The organism is Mycobacterium szulgai (assembly GCF_002116635.1).
GTDB classification, from domain to species: Bacteria; Actinomycetota; Actinomycetes; order Mycobacteriales; family Mycobacteriaceae; genus Mycobacterium; species Mycobacterium szulgai.
This window is the reverse complement of record NZ_LQPW01000005.1, coordinates 251,259-272,809: the sequence shown is the minus strand read 5'-3', so window position 1 is coordinate 272,809 and position 21,551 is coordinate 251,259. Positions and strand designations below refer to the sequence as shown.

The 21,551-nt window shown below is 65.3% G+C and carries 22 protein-coding genes and 1 pseudogene; 14 read left to right on the top strand and 9 right to left on the bottom strand.

Annotated features, from left to right (window positions below; translation table 11 throughout):
- A partial coding sequence (locus AWC27_RS01500) for a PE family protein (RefSeq protein ID WP_139836690.1) occupies nucleotides 1–392 on the bottom strand: 392 nt, incomplete at its 3' end.
- Nucleotides 393–745: 353 nt separating this feature from the next.
- Here AWC27_RS01500 and purB point away from each other — a divergent pair.
- Genes purB through AWC27_RS01485 form a run of 3 tightly spaced genes read left to right on the top strand, consistent with a single transcriptional unit; the run spans nucleotide 746 to nucleotide 4,391 of the window.
- Entirely contained in the window at nucleotides 746–2,173 is a 1,428-nt protein-coding gene (gene purB, locus AWC27_RS01495) for an adenylosuccinate lyase (RefSeq protein ID WP_085668778.1), read from the top strand.
- Nucleotides 2,170–3,408, top strand: coding sequence for a cytochrome P450 (locus AWC27_RS01490; protein WP_085668776.1), 1,239 nt, complete (start codon nucleotides 2,170–2,172; stop codon nucleotides 3,406–3,408). The genes purB and AWC27_RS01490 overlap by 4 nt, the downstream gene beginning before the upstream one ends.
- Nucleotides 3,405–4,391, top strand: coding sequence for a tellurite resistance/C4-dicarboxylate transporter family protein (locus AWC27_RS01485; RefSeq protein ID WP_139836689.1), 987 nt, complete (start codon nucleotides 3,405–3,407; stop codon nucleotides 4,389–4,391). The genes AWC27_RS01490 and AWC27_RS01485 overlap by 4 nt, the downstream gene beginning before the upstream one ends.
- On the opposite strand, the gene AWC27_RS01480 is transcribed toward AWC27_RS01485, so the two are convergent.
- The gene (locus AWC27_RS01480) at nucleotides 4,372–4,989 is read right to left on the bottom strand and encodes a hypothetical protein (protein ID WP_085668773.1); all 618 of its coding nucleotides are present in this window, start codon (nucleotides 4,987–4,989) and stop codon (nucleotides 4,372–4,374) included. The two genes, AWC27_RS01485 and AWC27_RS01480, sit on opposite strands and share 20 nt — an antisense overlap.
- Nucleotides 4,990–5,041: 52 nt before the next feature.
- Between AWC27_RS01480 and AWC27_RS01475 the strand changes: the two genes are divergently transcribed.
- Nucleotides 5,042–5,935: a phosphoribosylaminoimidazolesuccinocarboxamide synthase gene (locus AWC27_RS01475; protein ID WP_085668771.1), complete on the top strand. Its 894-nt coding sequence runs from the start codon at nucleotides 5,042–5,044 to the stop codon at nucleotides 5,933–5,935.
- The gene (locus tag AWC27_RS01470; RefSeq protein WP_085668769.1) at nucleotides 5,932–8,082 is read left to right on the top strand and encodes a S9 family peptidase; all 2,151 of its coding nucleotides are present in this window, start codon (nucleotides 5,932–5,934) and stop codon (nucleotides 8,080–8,082) included. Before AWC27_RS01475 ends, AWC27_RS01470 begins: the two co-directional genes overlap by 4 nt.
- Nucleotides 8,083–8,098: 16 nt before the next feature.
- Here the strand turns inward: AWC27_RS01470 and AWC27_RS01465 are convergent, their stop codons facing one another.
- Nucleotides 8,099–9,655 carry a DHA2 family efflux MFS transporter permease subunit gene (locus tag AWC27_RS01465; protein ID WP_139836688.1) on the bottom strand — a complete coding sequence of 519 codons (1,557 nt, stop codon included), beginning with the start codon at nucleotides 9,653–9,655 and terminating at the stop codon, nucleotides 8,099–8,101.
- Between the two features lie 133 nt (nucleotides 9,656–9,788).
- On the opposite strand from AWC27_RS01465, the gene AWC27_RS01460 reads away from it, so the two are divergent.
- Together AWC27_RS01460 and AWC27_RS01455 are read left to right on the top strand one after the other, a co-directional pair.
- Nucleotides 9,789–10,493 (top strand): DUF2334 domain-containing protein, encoded by a 705-nt coding sequence (locus AWC27_RS01460; RefSeq protein WP_085668767.1) that lies wholly within the window; start codon nucleotides 9,789–9,791, stop codon nucleotides 10,491–10,493.
- Between the two features lie 46 nt (nucleotides 10,494–10,539).
- The gene (locus tag AWC27_RS01455) at nucleotides 10,540–12,210 is read left to right on the top strand and encodes an FAD-binding dehydrogenase (RefSeq protein WP_085668765.1); all 1,671 of its coding nucleotides are present in this window, start codon (nucleotides 10,540–10,542) and stop codon (nucleotides 12,208–12,210) included.
- Nucleotides 12,211–12,232: 22 nt separating this feature from the next.
- On the opposite strand, the gene AWC27_RS01450 is transcribed toward AWC27_RS01455, so the two are convergent.
- Nucleotides 12,233–12,871, bottom strand: coding sequence for an MBL fold metallo-hydrolase (locus AWC27_RS01450; RefSeq protein ID WP_085668763.1), 639 nt, complete (start codon nucleotides 12,869–12,871; stop codon nucleotides 12,233–12,235).
- Here AWC27_RS01450 and AWC27_RS01445 point away from each other — a divergent pair.
- The 6 genes and pseudogenes from AWC27_RS01445 to purQ all read left to right on the top strand — a co-directional run bounded on the left by AWC27_RS01445 (nucleotide 12,848) and on the right by purQ (nucleotide 16,461).
- Nucleotides 12,848–13,581, top strand: a pseudogene (locus AWC27_RS01445) (ATPase). The gene AWC27_RS01450 and the pseudogene AWC27_RS01445 overlap by 24 nt on opposite strands.
- 56 nt (nucleotides 13,582–13,637) lie before the next feature.
- Complete coding sequence (locus tag AWC27_RS01440) at nucleotides 13,638–14,390, top strand: LLM class flavin-dependent oxidoreductase (RefSeq protein ID WP_085668760.1); 753 nt, start codon at nucleotides 13,638–13,640, stop codon at nucleotides 14,388–14,390.
- Nucleotides 14,391–14,494: 104 nt separating this feature from the next.
- Nucleotides 14,495–14,935, top strand: a complete 441-nt coding sequence (locus tag AWC27_RS01435; RefSeq protein WP_085668750.1) for a 6-pyruvoyl trahydropterin synthase family protein — start codon at nucleotides 14,495–14,497, stop codon at nucleotides 14,933–14,935.
- Between the two features lie 102 nt (nucleotides 14,936–15,037).
- Nucleotides 15,038–15,466 (top strand): 6-pyruvoyl trahydropterin synthase family protein, encoded by a 429-nt coding sequence (locus AWC27_RS01430; RefSeq protein WP_245846757.1) that lies wholly within the window; start codon nucleotides 15,038–15,040, stop codon nucleotides 15,464–15,466.
- An 84-nt stretch (nucleotides 15,467–15,550) separates the two neighbouring features.
- The gene (gene purS / locus AWC27_RS01425; RefSeq protein WP_085668736.1) at nucleotides 15,551–15,790 is read left to right on the top strand and encodes a phosphoribosylformylglycinamidine synthase subunit PurS; all 240 of its coding nucleotides are present in this window, start codon (nucleotides 15,551–15,553) and stop codon (nucleotides 15,788–15,790) included.
- Nucleotides 15,787–16,461 (top strand): phosphoribosylformylglycinamidine synthase subunit PurQ, encoded by a 675-nt coding sequence (gene purQ / locus AWC27_RS01420; RefSeq protein ID WP_085668734.1) that lies wholly within the window; start codon nucleotides 15,787–15,789, stop codon nucleotides 16,459–16,461. The genes purS and purQ overlap by 4 nt, the downstream gene beginning before the upstream one ends.
- A 29-nt stretch (nucleotides 16,462–16,490) precedes the next feature.
- Here purQ and AWC27_RS01415 read toward each other — a convergent pair whose 3' ends face one another.
- From AWC27_RS01415 to AWC27_RS01400, 4 genes are read right to left on the bottom strand one after another with little or no spacing between them, the layout of a single operon-like run.
- Nucleotides 16,491–16,958, bottom strand: a complete 468-nt coding sequence (locus AWC27_RS01415) for a YbjN domain-containing protein (protein WP_085668853.1) — start codon at nucleotides 16,956–16,958, stop codon at nucleotides 16,491–16,493.
- Nucleotides 16,959–17,002: 44 nt separating this feature from the next.
- Complete coding sequence (locus AWC27_RS01410) at nucleotides 17,003–17,737, bottom strand: transglutaminase-like domain-containing protein (protein ID WP_085668733.1); 735 nt, start codon at nucleotides 17,735–17,737, stop codon at nucleotides 17,003–17,005.
- Nucleotides 17,725–18,729, bottom strand: a complete 1,005-nt coding sequence (locus AWC27_RS01405; protein WP_085668731.1) for a TIGR03560 family F420-dependent LLM class oxidoreductase — start codon at nucleotides 18,727–18,729, stop codon at nucleotides 17,725–17,727. Before AWC27_RS01405 ends, AWC27_RS01410 begins: the two co-directional genes overlap by 13 nt.
- Nucleotides 18,726–19,535: an Rv0792c family HTH-type transcriptional regulator gene (locus AWC27_RS01400; protein ID WP_085668730.1), complete on the bottom strand. Its 810-nt coding sequence runs from the start codon at nucleotides 19,533–19,535 to the stop codon at nucleotides 18,726–18,728. Before AWC27_RS01400 ends, AWC27_RS01405 begins: the two co-directional genes overlap by 4 nt.
- Before the next feature lie 72 nt (nucleotides 19,536–19,607).
- On the opposite strand from AWC27_RS01400, the gene AWC27_RS01395 reads away from it, so the two are divergent.
- Nucleotides 19,608–19,910 carry a putative quinol monooxygenase gene (locus AWC27_RS01395; RefSeq protein ID WP_085668851.1) on the top strand — a complete coding sequence of 101 codons (303 nt, stop codon included), beginning with the start codon at nucleotides 19,608–19,610 and terminating at the stop codon, nucleotides 19,908–19,910.
- An 8-nt stretch (nucleotides 19,911–19,918) separates the two neighbouring features.
- Here AWC27_RS01395 and AWC27_RS01390 read toward each other — a convergent pair whose 3' ends face one another.
- Nucleotides 19,919–21,400: a dihydrolipoyl dehydrogenase family protein gene (locus AWC27_RS01390; protein ID WP_139836686.1), complete on the bottom strand. Its 1,482-nt coding sequence runs from the start codon at nucleotides 21,398–21,400 to the stop codon at nucleotides 19,919–19,921.
- Nucleotides 21,401–21,551 lie beyond the last annotated feature (151 nt).

Genomic DNA, 21,551 nt, shown 5'->3' with positions numbered 1-21,551 from the left:
GCCCCGGACCCCGCCGCCCCGTTGGCGCCGTTGCCGATCAGCGGACGCCCGGTAGCCGCCAGGAAGGGCGCGTTGATCGCATTGAGTAGCGGACTGGTTATCGACGCGGCGCTGGCAGCCTCGGCGGCCGCGTAAGACTCCGCACCCGCGGTCAGCGCCTGCACAAACTGGTCATGAAACACCGCAGCCTGCGCACTCACCGCCCGATAGGCCTGGGCGTGCGCGCCAAACACCGTGGCCACGGCCACCGATACCTCGTCAGCGCCCGCGGCCAGCACCGCCTCGATGTTGGCCGCCGCCGCGCCGTTGGCCGCCCCGATCGTCGACCCGATGCCAGCCATATCCCCAGCCGCCGCGGCCATCCACTCCGGGGCCGCAATCACCAACCACATCGGACACCTCCCATTAGGTCATGGCCCACAAAGCCAGGACGACCTGGGAAGCGCCCAGGTCAGAGTCGACCCTCGGGCAGGAGAGAATCATATCGCCCTATGGCGAATGAAATCCCGGATTTCGTCGTGACCACCCAAAATGCCCACGCAGCTCAGATCCTCGATGAGTTATGCGCCACCACGGGTTGGCATGGTGGTCAGGCACGCGAGTTTCCTGGGATCAGGGTGGGTCCGTCGCGCCCGCCGCATAGCGAAGTCGGGTTATCAGCGGCCGCTGGTTGACCAGCGAGGACAGGTCACTCGCGAGCAGGAAAATCGAGTCAGGTTTCTGCCCGACCGTAAGCTGTGTGTCTGTGAGCATTCCGAACGTGCTGGCCAACCGTTATGCCAGCGCTGAGATGGTCGCCATCTGGTCGCCGGAGGCCAAAGTGGTAGCCGAGCGGCGCCTGTGGTTGGCCGTCCTCAAGGCACAGGCCGAGCTGGGCGTAGACGTCCCCGCCAAGGCGATCGCCGACTACGAACGCGTCCTCGAGGACGTCGACCTGGGTTCGATCGCGGCCCGCGAGCGCACCCTGCGCCACGACGTCAAGGCCCGCATCGAGGAATTCAACGCGCTGGCCGGTCACGAACAGGTGCACAAGGGAATGACCAGTCGCGACCTGACCGAGAACGTCGAGCAGCTGCAGATCCGGCGCTCGCTGGATCTGGTCTTTTCGCACGGAGTGGCCGTGGTGGCCCGGCTCGCCGAGCGCGCGGTGGTCTATCGCGATCTGGTCATGGCCGGGCGCAGTCACAATGTCGCCGCGCAGGCCACCACGCTGGGCAAGCGGTTCGCTTCCGCGGCGCAGGAGACGCTGGTCGCGCTGACCAGGCTGCGCGAGTTGATCGAGCGCTACCCGTTGCGCGGCATCAAGGGTCCGATGGGTACCGCCCAGGACATGCTCGACCTGCTCGGCGGCGGACCGCAAGGGGCGGCCAAGCTCGCCGAGCTGGAGCGTCGCGTCGCCGACTTTTTAGGCTTCGCATTAGTTTTCAGCAGCGTGGGGCAGGTGTATCCGCGTTCGCTGGACCACGATGTGGTGTCCGCACTGGTTCAGCTGGGCGCCGGACCGTCCTCGCTGGCCCACACCATTCGGCTGATGGCCGGGCACGAACTGGTCACCGAGGGTTTCGCGCCGGGCCAGGTGGGCTCCTCGGCGATGCCGCACAAGATGAATACCCGTAGTTGTGAACGGGTTAACGGGCTGCAGGTCGTGCTGCGCGGCTACGCCTCGATGGCGGCCGAGTTGGCCGGCGCACAGTGGAACGAAGGCGACGTCTTCTGTTCGGTGGTGCGCCGGGTTGCGTTGCCGGACAGCTTCTTTGCCGTCGACGGGCAGATCGAGACGTTCCTGACGGTGCTGGACGAGTTCGGCGCCTACCCCGCGGTGATCCAGCGCGAGCTGGACCGCTACCTGCCGTTTTTGGCCACCACCAAGGTGTTGATGGCGGCGGTGCGAGCGGGCATGGGCCGCGAGTCCGCGCACCACGTTATCCGCGAGCACGCGGTGGCCACCGCGCTGGCCATGCGCGAACAGGGCGCAGAGCCCGACCTGTTGGACCGGTTGGCCGCCGATCCGCGGCTGCCGCTGAGCCGCGACGCGCTGGACGCCGCACTGGCCGACAGGAAGGCGTTCACCGGAGCCGCCGGCGACCAGGTCGACGAGGTCGCCGCGATGGTGGACGCGTTGGTGGGCCGCTATCCCGACGCGGCCAAATACACTGCGGGCGCGATCCTGTGACTCTCGCCGGCGCTCTCGCGGATATCGACTTCACCGACCTGGACAACTTCGCGAATGGTTTTCCGCACGAATTGTTCGCCGTCCATCGCCGCCAGGCGCCGGTCTACTGGCACGAGCCGACCGACAACACACCCGACGGCGAAGGCTTCTGGTCGGTGGCAACCCACGCGGAAACCCTTGAGGTTCTTCGTGATCCGGCGACATACTCGTCGGTTACCGGCGGTGACCGGCCGTTCGGCGGCACGCTGCTGCAAGACCTGGCGATCGCCGGCCAGGTGCTCAACATGATGGACGACCCACGGCATTCATACATCCGGCGGCTCGTGAGCTCCGGGCTGACGCCGCGGATGATCCGTCGCGTCGAGGACGACCTGCGCGCCCGCACGCGCCGGCTGCTCGACGCTGTGCGGCCGGGTGAGCCGTTCGACTTTCTCGTCGAGGTCGCCGCCGAACTGCCGATGCAGATGATCTGCATCCTGCTGGGAGTGCCTGAATCCGAACGGCATTGGCTGTTCGAGGCCATCGAGCCGCAATTCGATTTCGGCGGCTCCCGCAAGGCCGCGCTATCGCAGCTGTCTATCGAAGAAGCCGGGTCGCGGATGTACAGCTATGGCCAGGAGCTGATCGCGGCGAAGCGGGCCAACCCGACCGACGACATGCTATCGGTGGTCGCCAACGCGATGCTCGACGATGCCCAGGCTCCCGCCCTGTCGGACCTCGAGGTGTACCTGTTCTTCAGCCTGCTGTTCAGCGCCGGGGCCGAGACGACACGCAACGCGGTGGCGGGTGGCCTGCTGGCGCTGGCCGAGCATCCAGAGCAATTGCGTGCGCTGCGAACCGATCTCGAGTTATTGCCGACGGCCGTCGAGGAGATGGTCCGCTGGACGTCACCCTCGCCGTCGAAGCGGCGCACCGCCACCCGCGACGTCACGCTCGGCGGCCAGTCGATCGAGGCGGGGCAGAAGGTGCAGATCTGGGAGGGTTCGGCCAACCGGGACGCCAATGTGTTCGACCGCCCGGACGAGTTCGACATCAGCCGAAAACCCAATCCACACTTGGGTTTCGGACAAGGCGTGCACTATTGCCTGGGTGCCAATCTGGCCCGCCTGGAACTGCGGGTGCTTTATGAGGAACTGCTGACGCGCTTTGGCGACGTGCGGGTGACGCAGCCCGTCGAATGGACACGCAGCAACCGGCACACTGGAATCCGGCATCTAGTCGTCGAACTGCGGTGAGAAGGCGGCTCGCTGAACTCGAGCCCGCACCCGACGTGTTCGCTGCGGTGATGGCCACCGGAATTCTGTCGATCGCCGCGGGCAAGCATGAGTACACCCGGATCAGTGACGCTTTGGGCGTGCTGGCCACAGCCGCTCTGGTTGCCCTGGCCGGATTGGTGATCGTCCTCGCGCTCGCCAGACAAAATGCATTGTGGGACTTGACCGATCCCGACGTGACGCTGCGACTGTTCACCTTCGTTGCCGCTTGCGCGGTGCTGGACAGCCGGCTGGCATCCTATGCCGCAGTGATGTATGTGCTTGGCGCCGTTGCGTTGTCGTCGTGGTTGGCGCTGATGCTGCTCAGCGCGCGGAACATGGCGAGAGGTCGTCCCTGGGCGGCGCTGCGCGACCGCGCGCACGGCGCCTGGGAGCTGGCCAGCGTGGGTACCTCGGGGCTGGCGATCGTGGCCACCCAGGTTGACCTGCATACTCCGCATCACCCGGCGCTGTGGGTGGCCGTGCCGGTCTGGGTTGTGGGCCTATGCCTGTACGGGTTGATGACTTGGCTGATTCTGTGGCGGGCGATCGCCGAGCGCGCCAAAGAGCTGGAGCCTGATTCCTGGATTCTGATGGGCGGGTTGGCGATTGCGACGCTGGCCGGTGACAACATCCATAACCTGGCCACGAGCTGGCTGGCGCCGACGGTGCGAGTGGTCACCGTGACTACCTGGGTGGTGGCCACGCTGTGGATACCGGCGTTGGTCTATTTCGGCCTGCAGCGGATCAACCGGCGGCCCGGCATGTTGCACTTCGGCGGTGTGTGGTGGGCGATGGTGTTCCCGCTGGGCATGTACTCGGCAGCCACCGCTGCGACGGCGGCCGAGATCGGTCAACGCTCGCTGAGCACGGTGTCGCTGGTGTTCTTCTGGGTCGCACTGGCGGCCTGGGTCATCGTGGCCAGCGCCGGACTGCTGCGGGCGTTCAATAACGCCGCAGGCTGATCCCGGCCGCCCGCAGCTCCAGCGCGGCCAGCCCGCGAATGATCGCCGGATCCTCCTGGCGCCACCCGCCGACGGGATCCGCGCTGACGGCGGCGAGCTTGGCCGGCGAGCGGTTCGCCAACGCGCGTAACGCCAGCAGCTGCTGACCGGCCGACGTCGCGGCCAGCGCCGTCACAGTCCACTTGCGCCGGAAGAACCGCAGCCGCAAAAACAGCCACGGCCCGCCGAAAGCGAGAATCGGCGTCGCGGATACCGCGATCGCCAGCACCACCGCGAGCCAGCTCGCGGTGGTGTCCAGGCTGTGGCCGGCCCCGGCGATGTCGAGGGCCGCGTCGGCCGCCGCGGTGAGCGGCTTGCTGAGCGCATCGCCGACCAACGGCACCTGTTGCGCGCCGTGGCCCGCCGAGCCCAGATTGCCCGCGACGCCGTGCGCGCCGATCTCCACTTGCCGGCCCGCTTCGGCGATCGTCGAGATGGCGCTGTGCACGGCGAGCCCGACGAACACCCATATGGTGGTCCACACGGCAACGATGACGTCGCTCATCAGTTGGATGAACAGTCGAACCGGTCTGGTGGAGTAGGGCAAGTACCGCGTCATAGTGCTGATCCCAGCACAGTGCTGGTCTAATCCCGCCCGATAGGCTGACCCGATGCGTCCCGCATTGTCCGATTACCGGCATCTGACCAGCGGCAAGGTCCGTGACATCTACCGCGTCGATGACGAGCACCTGTTGCTGGTCGCCAGCGATCGGATCTCGGCGTACGACTTCGTCCTGGACAGCACGATCCCGGACAAGGGCCGCATCTTGACCGCGATGAGCGTGTTCTTCTTCGGCCTGGTCGACGCGCCCAACCACCTGGCCGGCCCACCGGACGACCCGCGCATCCCCGACGACGTGCTCGGCCGCGCGCTCGTGGTACGCCGGCTGGAGATGTTCCCGGTGGAGTGTGTGGCGCGTGGCTACCTGACCGGGTCTGGGTTGCTGGACTATCAGGCAACCGGCAAGGTATGCGGCATCCCGTTGCCGCCCGGACTGGTCGAGGCCAGCAAGTTCAGCACACCGCTGTTCACCCCGGCAACCAAAGCCGAACTGGGTGACCACGACGAGAACATCTCGTTCGACCGGGTGATCGAGATGGTGGGCGTGGTGGCTGCCAACCAACTGCGCGACCGCACCCTGCAGATCTACGTCCAGGCCGCCGACCACGCGCTGACCAAGGGAATCATCATCGCCGACACCAAGTTTGAATTCGGCAGCGACCGCGACGGAAACCTGTTGCTGGCCGACGAGATCTTCACCCCCGACTCGTCTCGCTACTGGCCGGCCGACGAGTACCGGCCCGGGGTGGTCCAGAACAGCTTCGACAAGCAGTTCGTCCGCAACTGGCTCACCAGTCCCGCGTCCGGCTGGGACCGGCACGGCACTGTGCCGCCACCGCCGCTCCCGGACGACATCGTCGAAGCCACGCGCGACCGTTACATCAATGCCTACGAACGTATCTCGGGCCTGAGCTTCGGCAGCTGGATCGGGCCGGGCGCATGACGGCAAATCCGACTCCGCCCAAGGCGAAACGGGTGCAGACCCGGCGCGAGCATCACGGCGATGTCTTCATCGATCCCTACGAATGGCTGCGCGATAAGGACAGCCCGGAAGTCATCGCCTACCTCGAGGCCGAAAACGACTACACCGATCAGCTGACCGCACACTTGGAGCCGTTGCGGCAGAAGATCTTCGACGAAATCAAGGCCCGCACCAAGGAAACCGACCTGTCGGTTCCGAGCCGGCGCGGCGATTGGTGGTACTACGGCCGCACCTTCGAGGGTAAGCAGTACGCCGTCCATTGCCGTTGCCCGGTGGCCGATCCCGACGACTGGGATCCGCCGAAGTTCGACCAGCACACCGAAATACCCGGTGAACAATTGGTCCTCGACGAAAACGTGGAAGCCGAGGGTCACGACTTCTTCGCCCTGGGTGCGGCCGGCATCAGCCTGGACGGCAACCTGCTGGCCTATTCGGTCGATGTGGTCGGTGACGAACGATATACCTTGCGGTTCAAGGATTTACGCACCGGCGAGCAGTATCCGGACGAGATCGTCGGCATCGGCGCCGGGGCGACGTGGGCCGCCGACAACCGCACTGTCTACTACACCACCGTGGACGCGGCCTGGCGCCCGGACACGGTGTGGCGCTACCGGCTCGGCGCCGCCGACTCCTCCGAGCAGGTCTACCACGAAGCCGACGAACGGTTCTGGCTCGCGGTCGGACGCACCCGCAGCAACGCTTACGTGATGATCGCGGCCGGCTCGTCAGTCACCTCCGAGGTCCGCTACGCCGACGCGGCAGATTCCGATGCCGAGTTCACCGTCGTGCTGCCCCGGCGGGAGGGTGTCGAGTACTCCGTCGAGCACGCCGTCGTCGGCGGGCAGGACCGATTCCTGATCCTGCACAATGACGGCGCGGTGAACTTCACGCTGACCGACGCTCCCGTCGACGACCCGACGCGGCAACGCGTCCTGATTCCGCACCGTGACGATGTCCGGCTGGACGGCATGGATGCGTTCGCCGAGCATCTGGTGGTCAGCTACCGGCGCGAGGCGCTGCCCCGGATTCAGTTGTGGCCCTTGACAGATGACGGTTACGGTGCGCCCGAAGAGGTTTCGTTCGACTCCGAGCTGATGTCGGCGGGCCTTGGGCCCAATCCGAACTGGATTGCGCCGAAGCTGCGGGTGGGCGCGGGATCTTTCATCACTCCGATGCGGATCTACGACATCGATCTGGTAACCGGTGAGCGCACCTTGCTCAAAGAGCAGCCGGTGCTCGGCGGCTACCGTCGGGAGGACTACGTCGAACGCCGCGATTGGGCCCACGCGGACGACGGCGCCCGGATCCCCATTTCTATCGTGCACCGTGCGGGTCTCGAATTCCCGTCTCCAGTAATGATTTACGGTTACGGCGCCTACGAGATGTGCGAAGATCCCAGGTTCTCCATCGCCCGGATTTCGCTGCTGGACCGCGGCATGGCGTGTGTGGTCGCCCATGTCCGCGGCGGCGGCGAGATGGGCCGGCTGTGGTATGAGCACGGCAAGATGCTGGAAAAGAAGAATACGTTCACCGATTTCATCGCGGTGGCAAGGCATTTGGTGCAGACGGGCCTCACCCGGCCGCAGCAGCTGGTGGCTCTCGGGGGCAGTGCCGGCGGGCTGTTGATGGGTGCGGTGGCCAACATGGCGCCGGATCTGTTCGCCGGGATTCTCGCCCAGGTGCCGTTCGTCGACCCTCTGACCACGATCCTGGACCCGTCGTTGCCGCTGACCGTCACGGAGTGGGACGAGTGGGGAAACCCGTTGAGCGACAGCGACGTCTACGAGTACATGAAGTCGTATTCGCCGTACGAAAACGTGGCGGCCAGAAGGTATCCGGCCATCCTGGCGATGACGTCGCTGAACGACACCCGGGTCTACTACGTCGAGCCGGCCAAATGGGTTGCGGCGCTGCGGCACACCAACGGTGACATCAGCTCTGGAGGCAGCCCGGTGCTGTTGAAGACCCAGATGAACGCCGGTCACGGTGGCATCAGCGGCCGCTATGAACGCTGGAAGGAAACCGCTTTCCAATATGCCTGGCTGCTCGCTACCGCGGGCTGCGATAGCGGGGAAGGCGGCCTGTGGACGAATCGCTTGAGTCTTTGATCTCCGTGGGCGGTGATCAGCCGGCCGGCCGTTTGGGCAAGAACGTCGCCGGAATGATGCTCAGCGCCAAAAGCACGACCGCGAGCGCGAACACGACCGTGTAGGCGTGGGACAGGTCGTGCAGCGCAGCACTGGCCAATTCCGGGTCGACGGGACGTCGCGGTACTTCCGAGGCCACTTTGTTCGCCGCGGCGATGTTTTCGCTGCGATTCAGTTGATTGGTCAGCACCATCGACATCAACGCGGTTCCTATTGAGCCGCCCACTTGCTGGTTAACACTGAGCAGCGTCGAACCGCGGGCGATCTCTCGCGGAGCCAGCGTCTGCATCGCGGCTCCGGAAAGCGGCGTCATCGTGCAGCCCATACCCATGCTCATGATTCCCAGCCCGACCATCAGCGTCGGCAGATAGTCCGCGTGCTTGGCCACACCGAAGGTAAACGTGCCCAGCCCGATGATTATCAGGGTGAGGCCGAGTAACACACTCTTACCCGGACCGCGCCTGTCCATGAAGGCACCGGCGAAGGGGAGTGTCAGCATCGCGCCAACCCCCTGAGGGATCAGGTGCAGCCCGGACTGCAACGGCGTCTGGTGCAGCACCTGCTGCAAATAACTCGGCAGCAGCAGGCCGGTTCCGTAAAACCCGGTCGCGAACACCAGCAGCGTCACATTCGCCTGGGTGAACACGAAATTGCGGAACAGCCGCAGATCCACAAGCGGATGATCCACGCGGTACCAGGCATGCAGGACGAACGTGATGATCAACGCCAGGCCAACGGCTATCGGGATCAAGACATGCCGGTCGGCCACGGTGCCGCGACCCGGGATGGACGACACGCCGAAGAGCAGCGTGGCCAGACCGGGCGACAACAGCAGTACTCCCACCAGATCGAACGTCTCGGACGGCACGGGTTGGTCCTTGGGGAACACGAATGTCGCCAGGATCAGCGCGGTGATCCCGATCGGCACGTTGACCAGGAAGATCCACGGCCAACTGAATGCGCTGATCAGCCAGCCTCCCACGATCGGTCCGCAGATCGGCCCGAGCAGCATCGGGACGCCCACGGCCGCCATCATGCGGCCCAACCGTCGTGGTCCGGCCACCCGAGTCAGGATCATGAAGCCCAGTGGCATCAACATGCCACCACCGATTCCCTGCACCACCCGAAAGACGATGAGCAGCAGGATGTTCGGCGCGTACGAACACAACAGTGAGCCGAGGACGAACGCCAGAACCGAACCCATCCAGATCCGTTTGGTACCGAATCGGTCGGCCGCCCAACCGGTTATCGGGATCACCGTACTCATCGCGAGCATGTAGCCGGTCATGGTCCAGCCGACAACGGCCTGAGTGGAACCGAACTGGACGATGAACGTGCGTTGCGCGACGTTGACGATGGTGGTGTCCAAGATCGACATCAGCGCGGCCAGCACGCATACCCCGGCGACCCGGAGTGTCCCGGCGTCGAGCTTGTCGGGATGGGTGTCTTCGCCGGGGTGCGACTGCCCCGTGCTGGTGGGCAGCCCGGAATCTGCTGCTGCGGCTCGCGCCTCTTTCATGGCGTTGCTGAGCATATCGGGAGGGGCGGCAGCTACCGGCCCAACCCTGCGCAGGGCCGCTCTTTGCGCTGGTCAGATGGGCTGGATATACGTCTATTGTCTGCATGTACTTCACCGTCCCGAAACCTGGGATCGGCAAACTACAAGCGTGTCTGGAAAACTGATCGTTTCGGTATCGGGGATAGGCGTGAACACCCTGGCCGAAGTCGACGCATTCTGCGGGGAGATGGATGCCCGCTCGGTACCCGTTTCGTTGTTGGTGTCTCCGCGCCTGCGCGGTGAGTACCGGCTTGACCGGGACGCGCAGACCGTTGACTGGCTGGCCGGGCGGCGTTCCGGCGGCGATGCACTGGTGCTGCACGGGTACGACGAGGCCGCGACCAAGAGGCGGCGTGGCGAGTTCGCGACGTTGCACGCCCATGAGGCGAACCTGCGGCTGATGGCCGCCGACCGGGTCCTTGAGCATCTCGGGCTGCGTACCCGGCTGTTTGCCGCACCGGGCTGGCTGGTCTCGCCCGGGGTGGTGAAGGCCTTGCCGAGCAACGGTTTTCGGATGCTGGCCGATTTCCACGGGATCACCGATCTGGTCCGTCAGTCCACGGTGCGCGCCCGGGTGCTCGGCATCGGGGAGGGGTTTCTGGCAGAGCCCTGGTGGTGCCGGATGGTGGTCATGTCGGCCGAGCGCATCGCCCGGCGCGAGGGTGTGGTGCGGATCGCGGTGGCCGCCCACCATCTGCGCAAGCCCGGGCCGCGTCAGGCGATGCTGGATGCCGTCGATCTGGCCTTGATGCACGGCTGCGCGCCGACGGTCTACCAATGGCGGCGTGACAAGGCGATCCTCGACGCTGCCTAAAACCTTGCGATCGCCGGGGTAACCGGTACCACTACCCTGTACCGACATGAGCGATTCTGCTGTGCCGGACGGGTTCACCGCCGACGCGATTATCGTCGGCGCCGGCCTTTCGGGCCTGGTAGCCGCCTGCGAACTGACCGACCGCGGCTTGCGGGTGCTGATCGTGGACCAGGAGAACAGTGCCAATCTGGGCGGCCAGGCCTACTGGTCCTTCGGTGGACTGTTCTTCGTGGACAGCCCAGAGCAGCGCCGGTTGGGCATCCGCGACAGTCATGAACTCGCCTTGCAGGACTGGCTGGGGACAGCGGCTTTCGATCGCCCAGAGGATTACTGGCCTGAGCAGTGGGCACATGCGTACGTCGATTTCGCGGCGGGGGAGAAGCGCAGTTGGCTGCGTGCGCGAGGACTGAAGATCTTCCCGTTGGTGGGCTGGGCTGAGCGCGGTGGTTACGACGCACAGGGACACGGCAACTCGGTGCCGAGATTTCACATCACCTGGGGCACCGGGCCGGCGCTGGTCGAGATCTTCGCGCGCCGGCTGCGCAACCGGCCCAACGTGCGGTTCGCCCACCGCCACCAGGTCGACAAGCTGATCGTCGAGGGTGATGCGGTGACGGGTGTTCGGGGCACCGTGCTGGAACCCTCGGACGAGCCGCGGGGTGCGCCATCCTCACGAAAAGCACTGGGGAAATTTGAGTTTCGCGCCTCGGCGGTGCTCGTGACCAGCGGCGGCATCGGCGGCAACCATGATCTGGTGCGTAAGAACTGGCCGAAGCGGATGGGCCGTGTCCCAAGGCAATTGCTCAGCGGTGTGCCGGCGCACGTCGACGGCCGGATGATCGGCATCTCGCAGCGGGCCGGCGCGCGGGTGATCAACCCCGACCGGATGTGGCATTACACCGAAGGCATCACCAACTACGACCCGATCTGGCCGCTGCACGGTATCCGGATCATTCCGGGCCCCTCGTCGTTGTGGCTGGATGCGGCGGGCAATCGGTTGCCGGTTCCGTTGTATCCGGGCTTCGACACCTTGGGAACGCTGGAACACATCACCCAGTCGGGGTACGACTACACCTGGTTTGTGTTGAACGCCAGAATCATTGAGAAGGAATTCGCGCTGTCCGGCCAGGAGCAGAATCCCGACTTGACCGGCCAGAGCGTGCGCGGATTAGTGAGCTCGCGGCTCCGGTCGGGCCCACCGGATCCGGTGCAGGCCTTCATCGATAAAGGCGTGGACTTCGTCAGCGCGAACACCTTGAGTGAGTTGGTGGACGGCATGAACGAGCTCCCCGACGTGGTTCCGCTGGATTACGACACCGTGGAGGCCGCCGTCACCGCCCGTGATCGTGAAGTGGTCAACAAGTTCAGCAAGGATGGTCAGATCACCGCGATCCGGGCCGCCCGAGGCTATCTGGGCGACCGGCTCGGCCGGGTGGTGGCGCCGCACCGGCTGGTCGATCCGAAGGCCGGGCCGCTGATCGCCGTCAAGTTGCACATCATCACCCGGAAGACCTTGGGCGGCATCGAAACTGACCTCGATGGACGAGTGCTCAAGTCCGACGGGACGCCGCTGAGCGGCCTGTACGCCGCCGGCGAGGTAGCCGGTTTCGGTGGCGGCGGTGTCCACGGTTACCGGGCCTTGGAGGGAACCTTTCTGGGTGGCTGCATCTTCTCGGGCCGGGCCGCCGGCCGCGGGGCCGCCGACGACATCTCCTAGCTCGCGGCGGGTACGCGACCGCTCAGAAGGTGACCGCGGTCTCCTCCGGCAGCACCTGGAAATCGGCCTCGGTCATCTCGGTGAACCGGCTGTAATAGATTCCCCGGGCATCGGGGGCGACGATGCCTTGGTGAATGGGCACCGCGCGGGCGGGGGCTACGGCCCGCAGATAGTCGATTGCCTCGGAGATCCGCATCCACGGCGCCGCCGCCGGATTGGCCAACACGTCCACCGGTTCGTCGGGCACGAACAATGCGTCACCGGGATGCATCAGCCGGGCGCGGTGCTCGCCGTCGTCCACCAAATACGAAAGGTTTTCTATCACAGGGATTTCCGGATGGATCACAGCGTGCCGGCCACCGACCGCGCGGATGGTCACCTCGCCCACCGGCAGTTCGTCACCGACGTGCACTTCCCGGCACGGCTCGCCGAGTTGCGCCGCGGTTTGCGAATCGGCGTACAGCACGGCATCGGGGTTGCCGTCCAGCAGTGCGGGTAGTCGTGCGGTGTCGACATGGTCGGGGTGCTGGTGGGTGATCAGGATCGCGGACAGGCCGGTGATGCCTTCGAAGCCGTGCGCAAACGTACCGGGATCGAATAACACCTTTGTTGCGCCGAACTCGGCGAGCAGGCAGGAATGACCGAAATGCGTCAGTTGCATGTTTACGATTGTGCACTGATGAGGCCCCGAATGAGATGGTGCACATGCGGGTGATACTGGCAGCGATCTTGGTCGCCGGCAGTTTGGTGGTCACTCTGCTGGTGGTGCCGCCCGTGCACGCGGAGCCGGAGACCTGCCCGCCGGTGTGTGACCAGATTCCCCGTACCGCATGGATGCATAAGCGGGCGATCCCACTGGATTCGGTGTACGGCTGGCCCGCGCTGGCCGGAGCGGCCGTCGTGACAACCGGGGCTACGCCCCGATTCCGCTTCGAGGAGGTGTGTGGCACGCCGGCCTTTCCACAGGACAGCCGCAACTCAGCGGTGGCCGGCCGGGTGACAGTGGCCCACCCCGACGGTCAGTGGCAGCTGCAGGCCGAGATTCTGCACTGGCGTGGCGACACCGCCCGCGGGGGCGCGATAGCGGCCGGAGTATTCGGCGCGGCCGTTGCCGCACTGCGCGCCTGCCAGCTGGGGGCACCGGCGCAATCGCCGTCGGTCACCGACGACGAACCGACGCGGATGGCCGCGGTGATCAGCGGGCCGGTTGTCATGCATACCTATCTTGTCGCGCACGTAGCCAGCAGCACGCTCAGCGAACTCACGCTGTGGTCGTCGGCGCCGGTCGTGCAGTGGCCGGTAATCTCCGACACCGCGGTCCTGGACGCCATGACCGCCCCGCTGTGCGAGGCCTACATCGGTTCGTGCTGAGGAGCTGTGCGCAGGAAATCGGCTCTGGCACTGTCATTCTGCTGTAGGTTCGGCCCATGGTCACAGTCGACGTTCTCTATAGCGGAGCCATGCACTCCTGGCCGGAGCTGAGGGAGAACGTGTTGCGGGCCGAAGGCGAAGGTTTCGGAACCGCATGGGTTTACGACCACATGTCGGGCTCGGTGTTGTCGAGTGACCGTATGCTGGAATGCTTTACGCTCGCCGGCGCGTTGGCGGCGGCCACCTCCACGATCGGCATCGGCACGCTGGTGGTCAACGCGGCTAACCGGACGCCGGGCATGACGGCGGTTGCCGCCGCCTCGGTGCAGGAAATCAGCGAGGGACGTTTCATATTCGGTCTGGGCGCCGGCGCCGCCCCGGGCAGCCGCTGGGCGCAAGAACACGAGGTGCTCGGCATTCCGCTGCACGACTCGATGCAGGATCGGCACGCGCACCTCGTCAGCATTCTCGACTTGTGCGACGTGCTGTGGGATCCGAATCGAGACGCGAAGTGGAACGGCTTTCCACTACCTTCGCCGCGCCCCCCGGTGTTGCTGGGGGTAAACAGCGTTGCCCTGGCCAAACTGGCCGGTGCCCGGTGCCAGGCCGTCAATGTCCGGCTCGAACACCCTCGAATCGAGGAGTTCTTCCAGGCCGCACGCGATGCGCGAGCGCAGTCCGCGAACCCGTCGGCGCCGCTTGATCTCAGCGCGTGGACCGACCTCAGCGACGCTTCGCTGGATTCTCACGGGGTAGCACAGCGGCGAATCGATGAGCTTGGCGGTCACCGGTTAATTCTGGCCGGCTAATAGGTCTTGGCCGGGCATGGCCGGGGATCTAACATTCATTAGGCGAAACCGGTAACAGCCCGCGGTGTCCGGGTTCGGCTGTCGGCCCCGGAGGTGGAGAACCTATGACACGCACGATCGAGAAGACCTTTCGATTCGATGCCGGCCACCGATCCCTGGGTTTCGACTATAAGAAGGAAGAAACCATCCACGGCCACACCTGGGAGCTAAAGCTCATTCTTGAGTCGGAGCTCGAGCTCGATGGCATGAAGACTGTGTTCGATACCAATGAACTTGCTGTGGTTGTCCGGCCCATCATCGACGCTCTGGATCACTCGTTCATCATTTGGACCGAAGACCCGATATTTGACGAGTTTGTGAAGCTCTGTGAGCTCGCAGACGTGGCCGACAAGGTGTATCCCGTCGACTTCAACCCCACCATCGAGGGTCTGGTGCAGCACATATACGAGCAGGTGAGCGGCAAGCTGCATGTCGACGGCTGCGTGCTCAAGCGCGCGGAACTTCGTTGCGCATCCACTCTCAATGCCAGCTATGGCATTAACTAAGCGAAGTCAGTCCTAACCGAATACATCCAGGGAGCAGGTATGGCCTACACCATCAAGCAGACTATTCGCCTCGAAATGGGTCATCGGACATGGACTCACGACATGCGGACCAGCCGGGGCGGAAGTGAGCTTTTTACCCCGGAATTGGTGGCAAACAAATGCGCCAACCTGCACGGCCACACGATATTCGTATCGGTAACGCTTACCGGTGACACTCTTGACGACCAGTACTTCCTCCTGGATACCGACCTGTTGGAGAACGCATTTCGGCCCATTCTGGACGAAGTCGACCACGCATTCGTCGTCGATAAGAACGACCCGCTCTATGAGGACATCGCTGCGATCACCCGAAAAGGTGGACTGAAGCTGTGCACGGTGGACTTTTCACCGACCTTTGAGGCGCTGGTGCGGCACTTCTACGACCGCCTCCAAGCGGTCATTGAGGAGAAGGGCCTGTCCGACCAGCTGCGGATCAAAGAGATGAAAGTTCTTGGCGAACAGACGGTTGAGGCCACTTACTCCGGTGCGTAGGGGCGAGTAGCGCGCGCTGCGCGAACGGGTCGCCGGTAGAGTTGGCGTCGATCTTCGACCGTTATGCCCTGAGGAGGAACGCCGGTGGCCCGGGTGGTCGTGCACGTGATGCCCAAAGCGGAGATTCTGGACCCGCAGGGTCAGGCGATCGTCGGTGCGCTCGGGCGCCTCGGCCATCCTGGGATCTCAGATGTACGCCAGGGCAAAAGGTTTGAGCTGGACGTCGACGACACCGTGGACGATTCCACCCTCGCCGAGATCGCCGAGTCACTGCTGGCGAACACGGTGATCGAGGACTGGACCATCAGCCGGGAGGCTCAGTGACGACACGCATCGGGGTCATCACTTTCCCGGGCACGCTCGACGATGTGGACGCCGCACGCGCGGCGCGGCGGGTGGGCGCGGAGGCGGTCAGCCTGTGGCACGCCGACGCCGACCTCAAAGGTGTGGACGCCGTGGTGGTACCCGGCGGCTTTTCCTACGGTGACTACCTGCGGGCGGGTGCGATCGCCAGATTCGCTCCGGTGATGGGTGAAGTGGTCGCCGCGGCCGGTCGCGGGATGCCGGTGTTGGGAATTTGCAACGGATTTCAGGTGCTGTGTGAGGCCGGGCTACTCCCTGGCGCGCTGACCCGAAATGTGGGGCTGCACTTCGTGTGTCGCGACGTGTGGTTGCGGGTGGCGTCGACGTCGACTGCCTGGACGTCACGCTTCGAGCCGGATGCGGACCTGCTGGTTCCGCTGAAATCGGGCGAGGGCCGTTATGTGGCGTCGCAGCAGGTGCTCGACGAACTGGAAGGCGAGGGCCGGGTGGTGTTCCGCTACCACGAGAACATCAACGGCTCGCTGCGCGACATCGCCGGGATCAGTTCAGCCAATGGGCGTGTCGTCGGCCTGATGCCGCACCCCGAACATGCCATCGAGGCGCTCACCGGGCCGTCCGAGGACGGCCTCGGCCTGTTTTACTCGGCGCTGGACGCCGTACTGGCGGCCTGATGGCTCGTCAGACTTCACGCGCGGCGCTGTCAACCGGCATCTAACACCAAAGGCCTGGTGGGCGAAGCCAATCCGGGAACCGGTGCCAGGCCTGCGAAGAGACCGATCGCAGCCGTCAGCGTGCGGTCGACGAACTCCGCGAATTCCTCGAAGGTGACCTCTTGGGTAAACCATCGGCACTGCTGGGCTTCGACTCCGATGCGTCGCGGGTCGGAGGATCCGTGCACGATCGCGGTGATGTCGCGGCGCCTCTCGTTCCAGGTGTCGGCGAACTGGGCCAGCCAGGCATAGTCGTCGGCGGGGAAGAAGCAGGCGGGAGTGACCCGGATGGTGAGGACGTCGGGGTGTGCCGGCGAGATCTCGAGATGGACGTGTAGCCGGCGAAGGTGCACATCGGCGACGAAGAAGAACTCGCCGTCATGCTGGCCGCGGAAATACCGGCGCCCGCGGGTGCGCAGATAGCGTTCGATCAGGGTTGCCGAGAGCGGCTCAGTCATCATGCGAGTAATGCTGCGGCCTGCGCCTATGCAGATCCTTTGAACTAAGGAATGTGGCGCCGAAGAATCAGTTGAGAATTCGCTGAGTGACGCGCTACCGCCTCGAGCGGGGGACCGGCCCACAATTCGTTGTCACCGGCTACCTGCGCGCCCACCTCGGCGGATTCCAGCGCCGCGAGGACCGCGCGGGCGATTCGCTCGTACCACTGTGCGACCTCAGCTGGGTAGTCGGCGTAGCTGCCGTTCTCCCGCAGGATGGGGCCCTCCACAGTCGCTATCGGGGTGCTGCCGTCGAACGTCTGCCGGTAGGGCCTGCCGAGGCGGGCAGCGGTGGGCGCGTCGATGGTGGCGTCCAGCTTGATCCAGTGCCCGCCCAGATACGCCTCGCCGAGGGAATGCCACGGCAGTGGCCGAGACGCGCCCCACAACGTGCGAACTTCGGGGGATAGGAATTCCTTATCCGGACAGTCCAGGGTCTGGAAGGCGATGCGCGCCGGAACCCCCGCGGCTCGGCACAGGGCGACGAACGAGCTGGCCTTGCCCATGCAGAAGGCGACGCCATGACCGATCACGTCGCTGGCACGATGTTGTCCCTGCGCCAGGTAGCGAAAGGACGCCAGGATGTCGTAGGGCAGGTCGCGCACGTAGTGATAGATCCGCCCGACGCGATCGATCTCGGATGAGCTGCTGGCCACCAGCTTTGCGGCCGTCGCCCGAACCAGCGGATGAGCCGAGTCGAGATACGCAGTGGGAGAAAGGAATTGCTCTAGCTCGCGCACTTGATCGCCGGAAGTATGTCGCGTCCGATGACGTGGAGATAATCGGATCTCACCACGTGCGGGACCGTGAACAGAAACTGGCCGATCCCGCCGTCCTGGTACTCCTCAATGCGCGCTATACACCGCTCGGGCGAGCCGACGATTAGCCCCGATTCGGGAATGGACGCGAACTCGGCCCGGATCCGGGACTCGTCCTGCGCCGACTCCGTCGGCGCCAGTAGAGCCGTCACCGATAACCGCAGGCTCTCCGGTGCACGACCGGCCGACTCGCACGCGCGGGCCAGGAAATCGCGCCGCTGCGTCACCTGCTGTGGCGACCACCAGCGCACGTTCAGGCCCTGCGCGTGCCTGGCGGCGATGCGGTGGACCCGATCGCCTTCCCCGCCGATCCACAGCGGCGGGTGCGGCCGCTGAACCGGCGGCGGATCGCAGATCGCGCCGTCCAGGGTGTAGAACTGTCCGGAGTAGGTGGGGTTCGGTTCGGTCCACACCGCCCGAATGACCTGCAGCGCCTCGTCAAGCGCGGACACCCGGTCACGCACAGGCGGAAACGGAATCCCATAGGCCTCGAACTCGCGCTGAAACCAGCCGGCGCCCAATCCCAGATCCAGCCGGCCCCCGGAGATGGCGTCGAGCGTGGCCGCCATCTTGGCCAGCACCGCGGGATGACGGTAGGAGTTGCACAGCACACTGGTGCCCAGGCGCAGCACGGTGGTGTCGCGGGCCAGTGCGGTCAGGGCCGTCCAGCATTCCAGCAACGGCATTGATTTCGGGCTTGCAGACGGGCCGTGGCCGGAGTCAGCGGCGATACCGGCGTCTTTGACGTAGTCGTCCGGGCTGATGGTGAGGAAGTGGTCGCACAACCACACCGAATCAAAGCCGTATTCCTCCGCCGATTGGGAGACGGTGACCATATCCGGGTAGTTGCTCACCGCCAGACCATTGACCGTAAGAGCCAGGATGAGGCCGACCTGGGTTTCGCTGGGTTTCATTGGACTTCTCGCTTCTCGATGATTCCGGCGCCCGGACCGGCCATTGTCCGGGGCAATGTGACGGAGAACCGGTAGCGCTCAGGGCGGTAGTGGAACACGACCACCTCGAGTGGCTTGTCGTCTTTGTCGTAGCTGGTGCGTTCGAGCACCAATACCGGCGAATCCTGCTGCAGACCAAGCGCTTCGGCCACTTCCGCAGCGACGGCGCCCGCGTGGATTTCATGGGTGGCCCTGGCAATTTGGATGCCAAGCCGCTGCTCCCACATCGTGTATGTGGTTTCGGTGTCGGCCGCACTCGACAGCAGCGGTTCGACCGCATGGCCCACCCACGGTGGCAGGTACGCCGTCACCAACGCAAGGGGCTCCTCGCCGGCCCGGAACAGCCGGCGAATACACAGCACCTCGGCCAGCCCCAGCGCCTCGGCGACGAATTGCGGTGCTGCGCAAGTGCTATGAGACAGCACCTCTACCTGAGGGGTGACACCCGAACTCAATAACACCTCGGTGATGGTGCGCACACCCGAAGACAGCTCTTGCTTCACCGGATCGGCGACGAACGTGCCCAGCCCCTGCCGGCGAATCAGCCAGCCCTGGCGCTCGAGCATTCCCACCGCCGCGCGCACCGTCACCCGGCTCAAGCCCGAGCGTTCGATCAGCTCGCGCTCGCTGGGCAGGCGACCGCCCCGGGGCAGCTGCTGCGCGACGATCTGCGCCTTGAGTGTCTCGGCGAGCTGGGTGCTGGCCGGCACGCTGCCCCGCGAAATCCGCAAATCGGCGGCATTCAGATCCAGCTTGACAGAGGTCATAAGACGTATTAAAACGTCTTAAGTCGAGTTAGTCAAGAGTCCCACTTAGAAAGGTCCGCCATGTCCTGCGTCCTGTCCCGCCCGATAGCGGTCATCGCAAGATTCGCGCCCCGGCCCGGTTCTCGCGAGGCCTTACGCGCACTGCTCAAAACGATGGTTGCCCCGACCCGGTCCGAGGATGGATGCCGCACCTACGACCTCTATGAAAGCGCCGACGACGGCGGCTTTGTCCTGTTCGAGCGCTATCGCAACCGCAACGCACTGGAGGCGCACCGGGCTTCGGCGCACTATGTGGACTACCGCGCACGGGTCACCGAATTGCTGACCGGCCCAATCGAGGTCGACGTCCTCGACGTCGTCGACGAGGCCTGCTGACCGAGCGGCTAAACGACGGTGAAGAACGAATCCCGGTACGCCTCGAGCAGTCTCAGCCAGAACTCACTGACCGTCGGGAAGCACGGTACGGCATGCCACAACCGCTCGACGGGCACCTGGCCCGCCACGGCGATGGTGGCCGAGTGCAGCATCTCCGTCACGCCGGGACCGACCATCGTCATACCGAGCAAATGGCCCCGATCGACGTCGACGACCATGCGCGCCCGCCCGGTATACCCATCGGCGTAGAGCTTGGCTCCCATTACCGCATCGCCGATTTCGACGTCGATCGTCTTGATCCGATGACCAGACTGCGCGGCCTGCTCCGCCGTCAGTCCCACTGCGGCGGCTTCGGGATCGGTGAAGAAAGCCTGCGGCACCGCGTGATGGTCGGCGGTGGTCGAATGGGTGCCCCACGGGGTGGGGTCCAGCGGCCGCCCACTGGCGCGTGCGGCGATTGCGGCGCCGGCGATGCGGGCCTGGTACTTGCCTTGGTGTGTCAGCAGCGCACGGTGATTGACATCGCCCGCGGCGTACAGCCAGCCGTCGTCGATGGCCCGCACGCGGCAGGTGTCGTCGACGTCCAGCCAGTCGCCCGGTGTCAGTCCCACTGTCTGCAAGCCGATGTCGCCGGTCAGCGGAGCCCTGCCGGTGGCAAACAGAGCTTCGTCGACCTGCAATACGGTGCCGTCGTCCAGTTCGAGATCCACCGGCCCATCGGGGTCGGGGCGGCGCAGCGCGCGCACGCTGACACCCGTGCGCACCTCAACGCCTGCCTCGGCGAGTCCGCGTCCGATGAATTCCCCCACGAATGGCTCCATCCGGGGTAGCAATTGAGATCCGCGGACCAGCAGAGTTACCGAGGAGCCCAATCCTTGCCAGGCCGTTGCCATTTCGACGCCCACGCCGCCGGCGCCGATCACCGCGAGGCGTCGTGGTACCGAACTGCTATCGGTGGCTTGGCGATTCGTCCACGGCCGGGCTTCGGCTATGCCGGGTAGATCCGGGAGCGCCGGCCGGCTTCCGGTGCAGACGACGACCGCATGCTCGGCGGTCAGCAGCCGTCTTTCTCCGCCGGCGGTGGTGACGCTGACTCGGCGCGGACCGTCCAACCGTCCGTGCCCGCGGATCAGCGTCGCGCCGATTCCGCGCACCCAATCGGCCTGGCCGGTGTCATCCCAGTCGCTTACGTAGCGATCGCGCCGGCCGAAGACACCGGTGGCATCGATAGAACCGGTGACCGCCTCACGCGCCCCGTCCACTCGACGCGTGTCGGAGACCGCGATGACCGGACGCAGCAGTGCTTTGCTCGGCACACAAGCCCAATACGAACATTCGCCTCCGACAAGCTCGCGTTCGACGACAGCGACGCGCATCCCGGCTGCCGCGGCGCGGTCCGCGGCGTTCTGGCCGACCGGCCCGGCGCCGAGCACCACGACGTCCACCGAGAGATCGGAGTCGTGTTCCTGTTGATCCGTTTGCGTAGTCACAACAAATGACGCTACGCGCGTCGCCAAACGACCATTGCTCCAAGGGGTTCAAGGGGATTGGCCGATTTGCTCACGGTCGGAGCCCGGGGCCGCTAGGTTATGTGCAGCCGCGCGCCGAGTGGCTGCCGCGGTGGGGGCGAGGCGAGGAGTC

Bases quoted from the DNA above. Each gene is read 5' to 3' on its own strand.
- AWC27_RS01480 (WP_085668773.1), bottom strand. From the start codon at position 4,989: ATGACGCGGTACTTGCCCTACTCCACCAGACCGGTTCGACTGTTCATC.
- AWC27_RS01475 (WP_085668771.1), top strand. From the start codon at position 5,042: ATGCGTCCCGCATTGTCCGATTACCGGCATCTGACCAGCGGCAAGGTC.
- AWC27_RS01470 (WP_085668769.1), top strand. From the start codon at position 5,932: ATGACGGCAAATCCGACTCCGCCCAAGGCGAAACGGGTGCAGACCCGG.
- AWC27_RS01465 (WP_139836688.1), bottom strand. From the start codon at position 9,655: ATGCTCAGCAACGCCATGAAAGAGGCGCGAGCCGCAGCAGCAGATTCC.
- AWC27_RS01455 (WP_085668765.1), top strand. From the start codon at position 10,540: ATGAGCGATTCTGCTGTGCCGGACGGGTTCACCGCCGACGCGATTATC.
- AWC27_RS01450 (WP_085668763.1), bottom strand. From the start codon at position 12,871: ATGCAACTGACGCATTTCGGTCATTCCTGCCTGCTCGCCGAGTTCGGC.
- AWC27_RS01440 (WP_085668760.1), top strand. From the start codon at position 13,638: ATGGTCACAGTCGACGTTCTCTATAGCGGAGCCATGCACTCCTGGCCG.
- AWC27_RS01435 (WP_085668750.1), top strand. From the start codon at position 14,495: ATGACACGCACGATCGAGAAGACCTTTCGATTCGATGCCGGCCACCGA.
- AWC27_RS01430 (WP_245846757.1), top strand. From the start codon at position 15,038: ATGCGGACCAGCCGGGGCGGAAGTGAGCTTTTTACCCCGGAATTGGTG.
- AWC27_RS01415 (WP_085668853.1), bottom strand. From the start codon at position 16,958: ATGACTGAGCCGCTCTCGGCAACCCTGATCGAACGCTATCTGCGCACC.
- AWC27_RS01405 (WP_085668731.1), bottom strand. From the start codon at position 18,729: ATGAAACCCAGCGAAACCCAGGTCGGCCTCATCCTGGCTCTTACGGTC.
- AWC27_RS01400 (WP_085668730.1), bottom strand. From the start codon at position 19,535: ATGACCTCTGTCAAGCTGGATCTGAATGCCGCCGATTTGCGGATTTCG.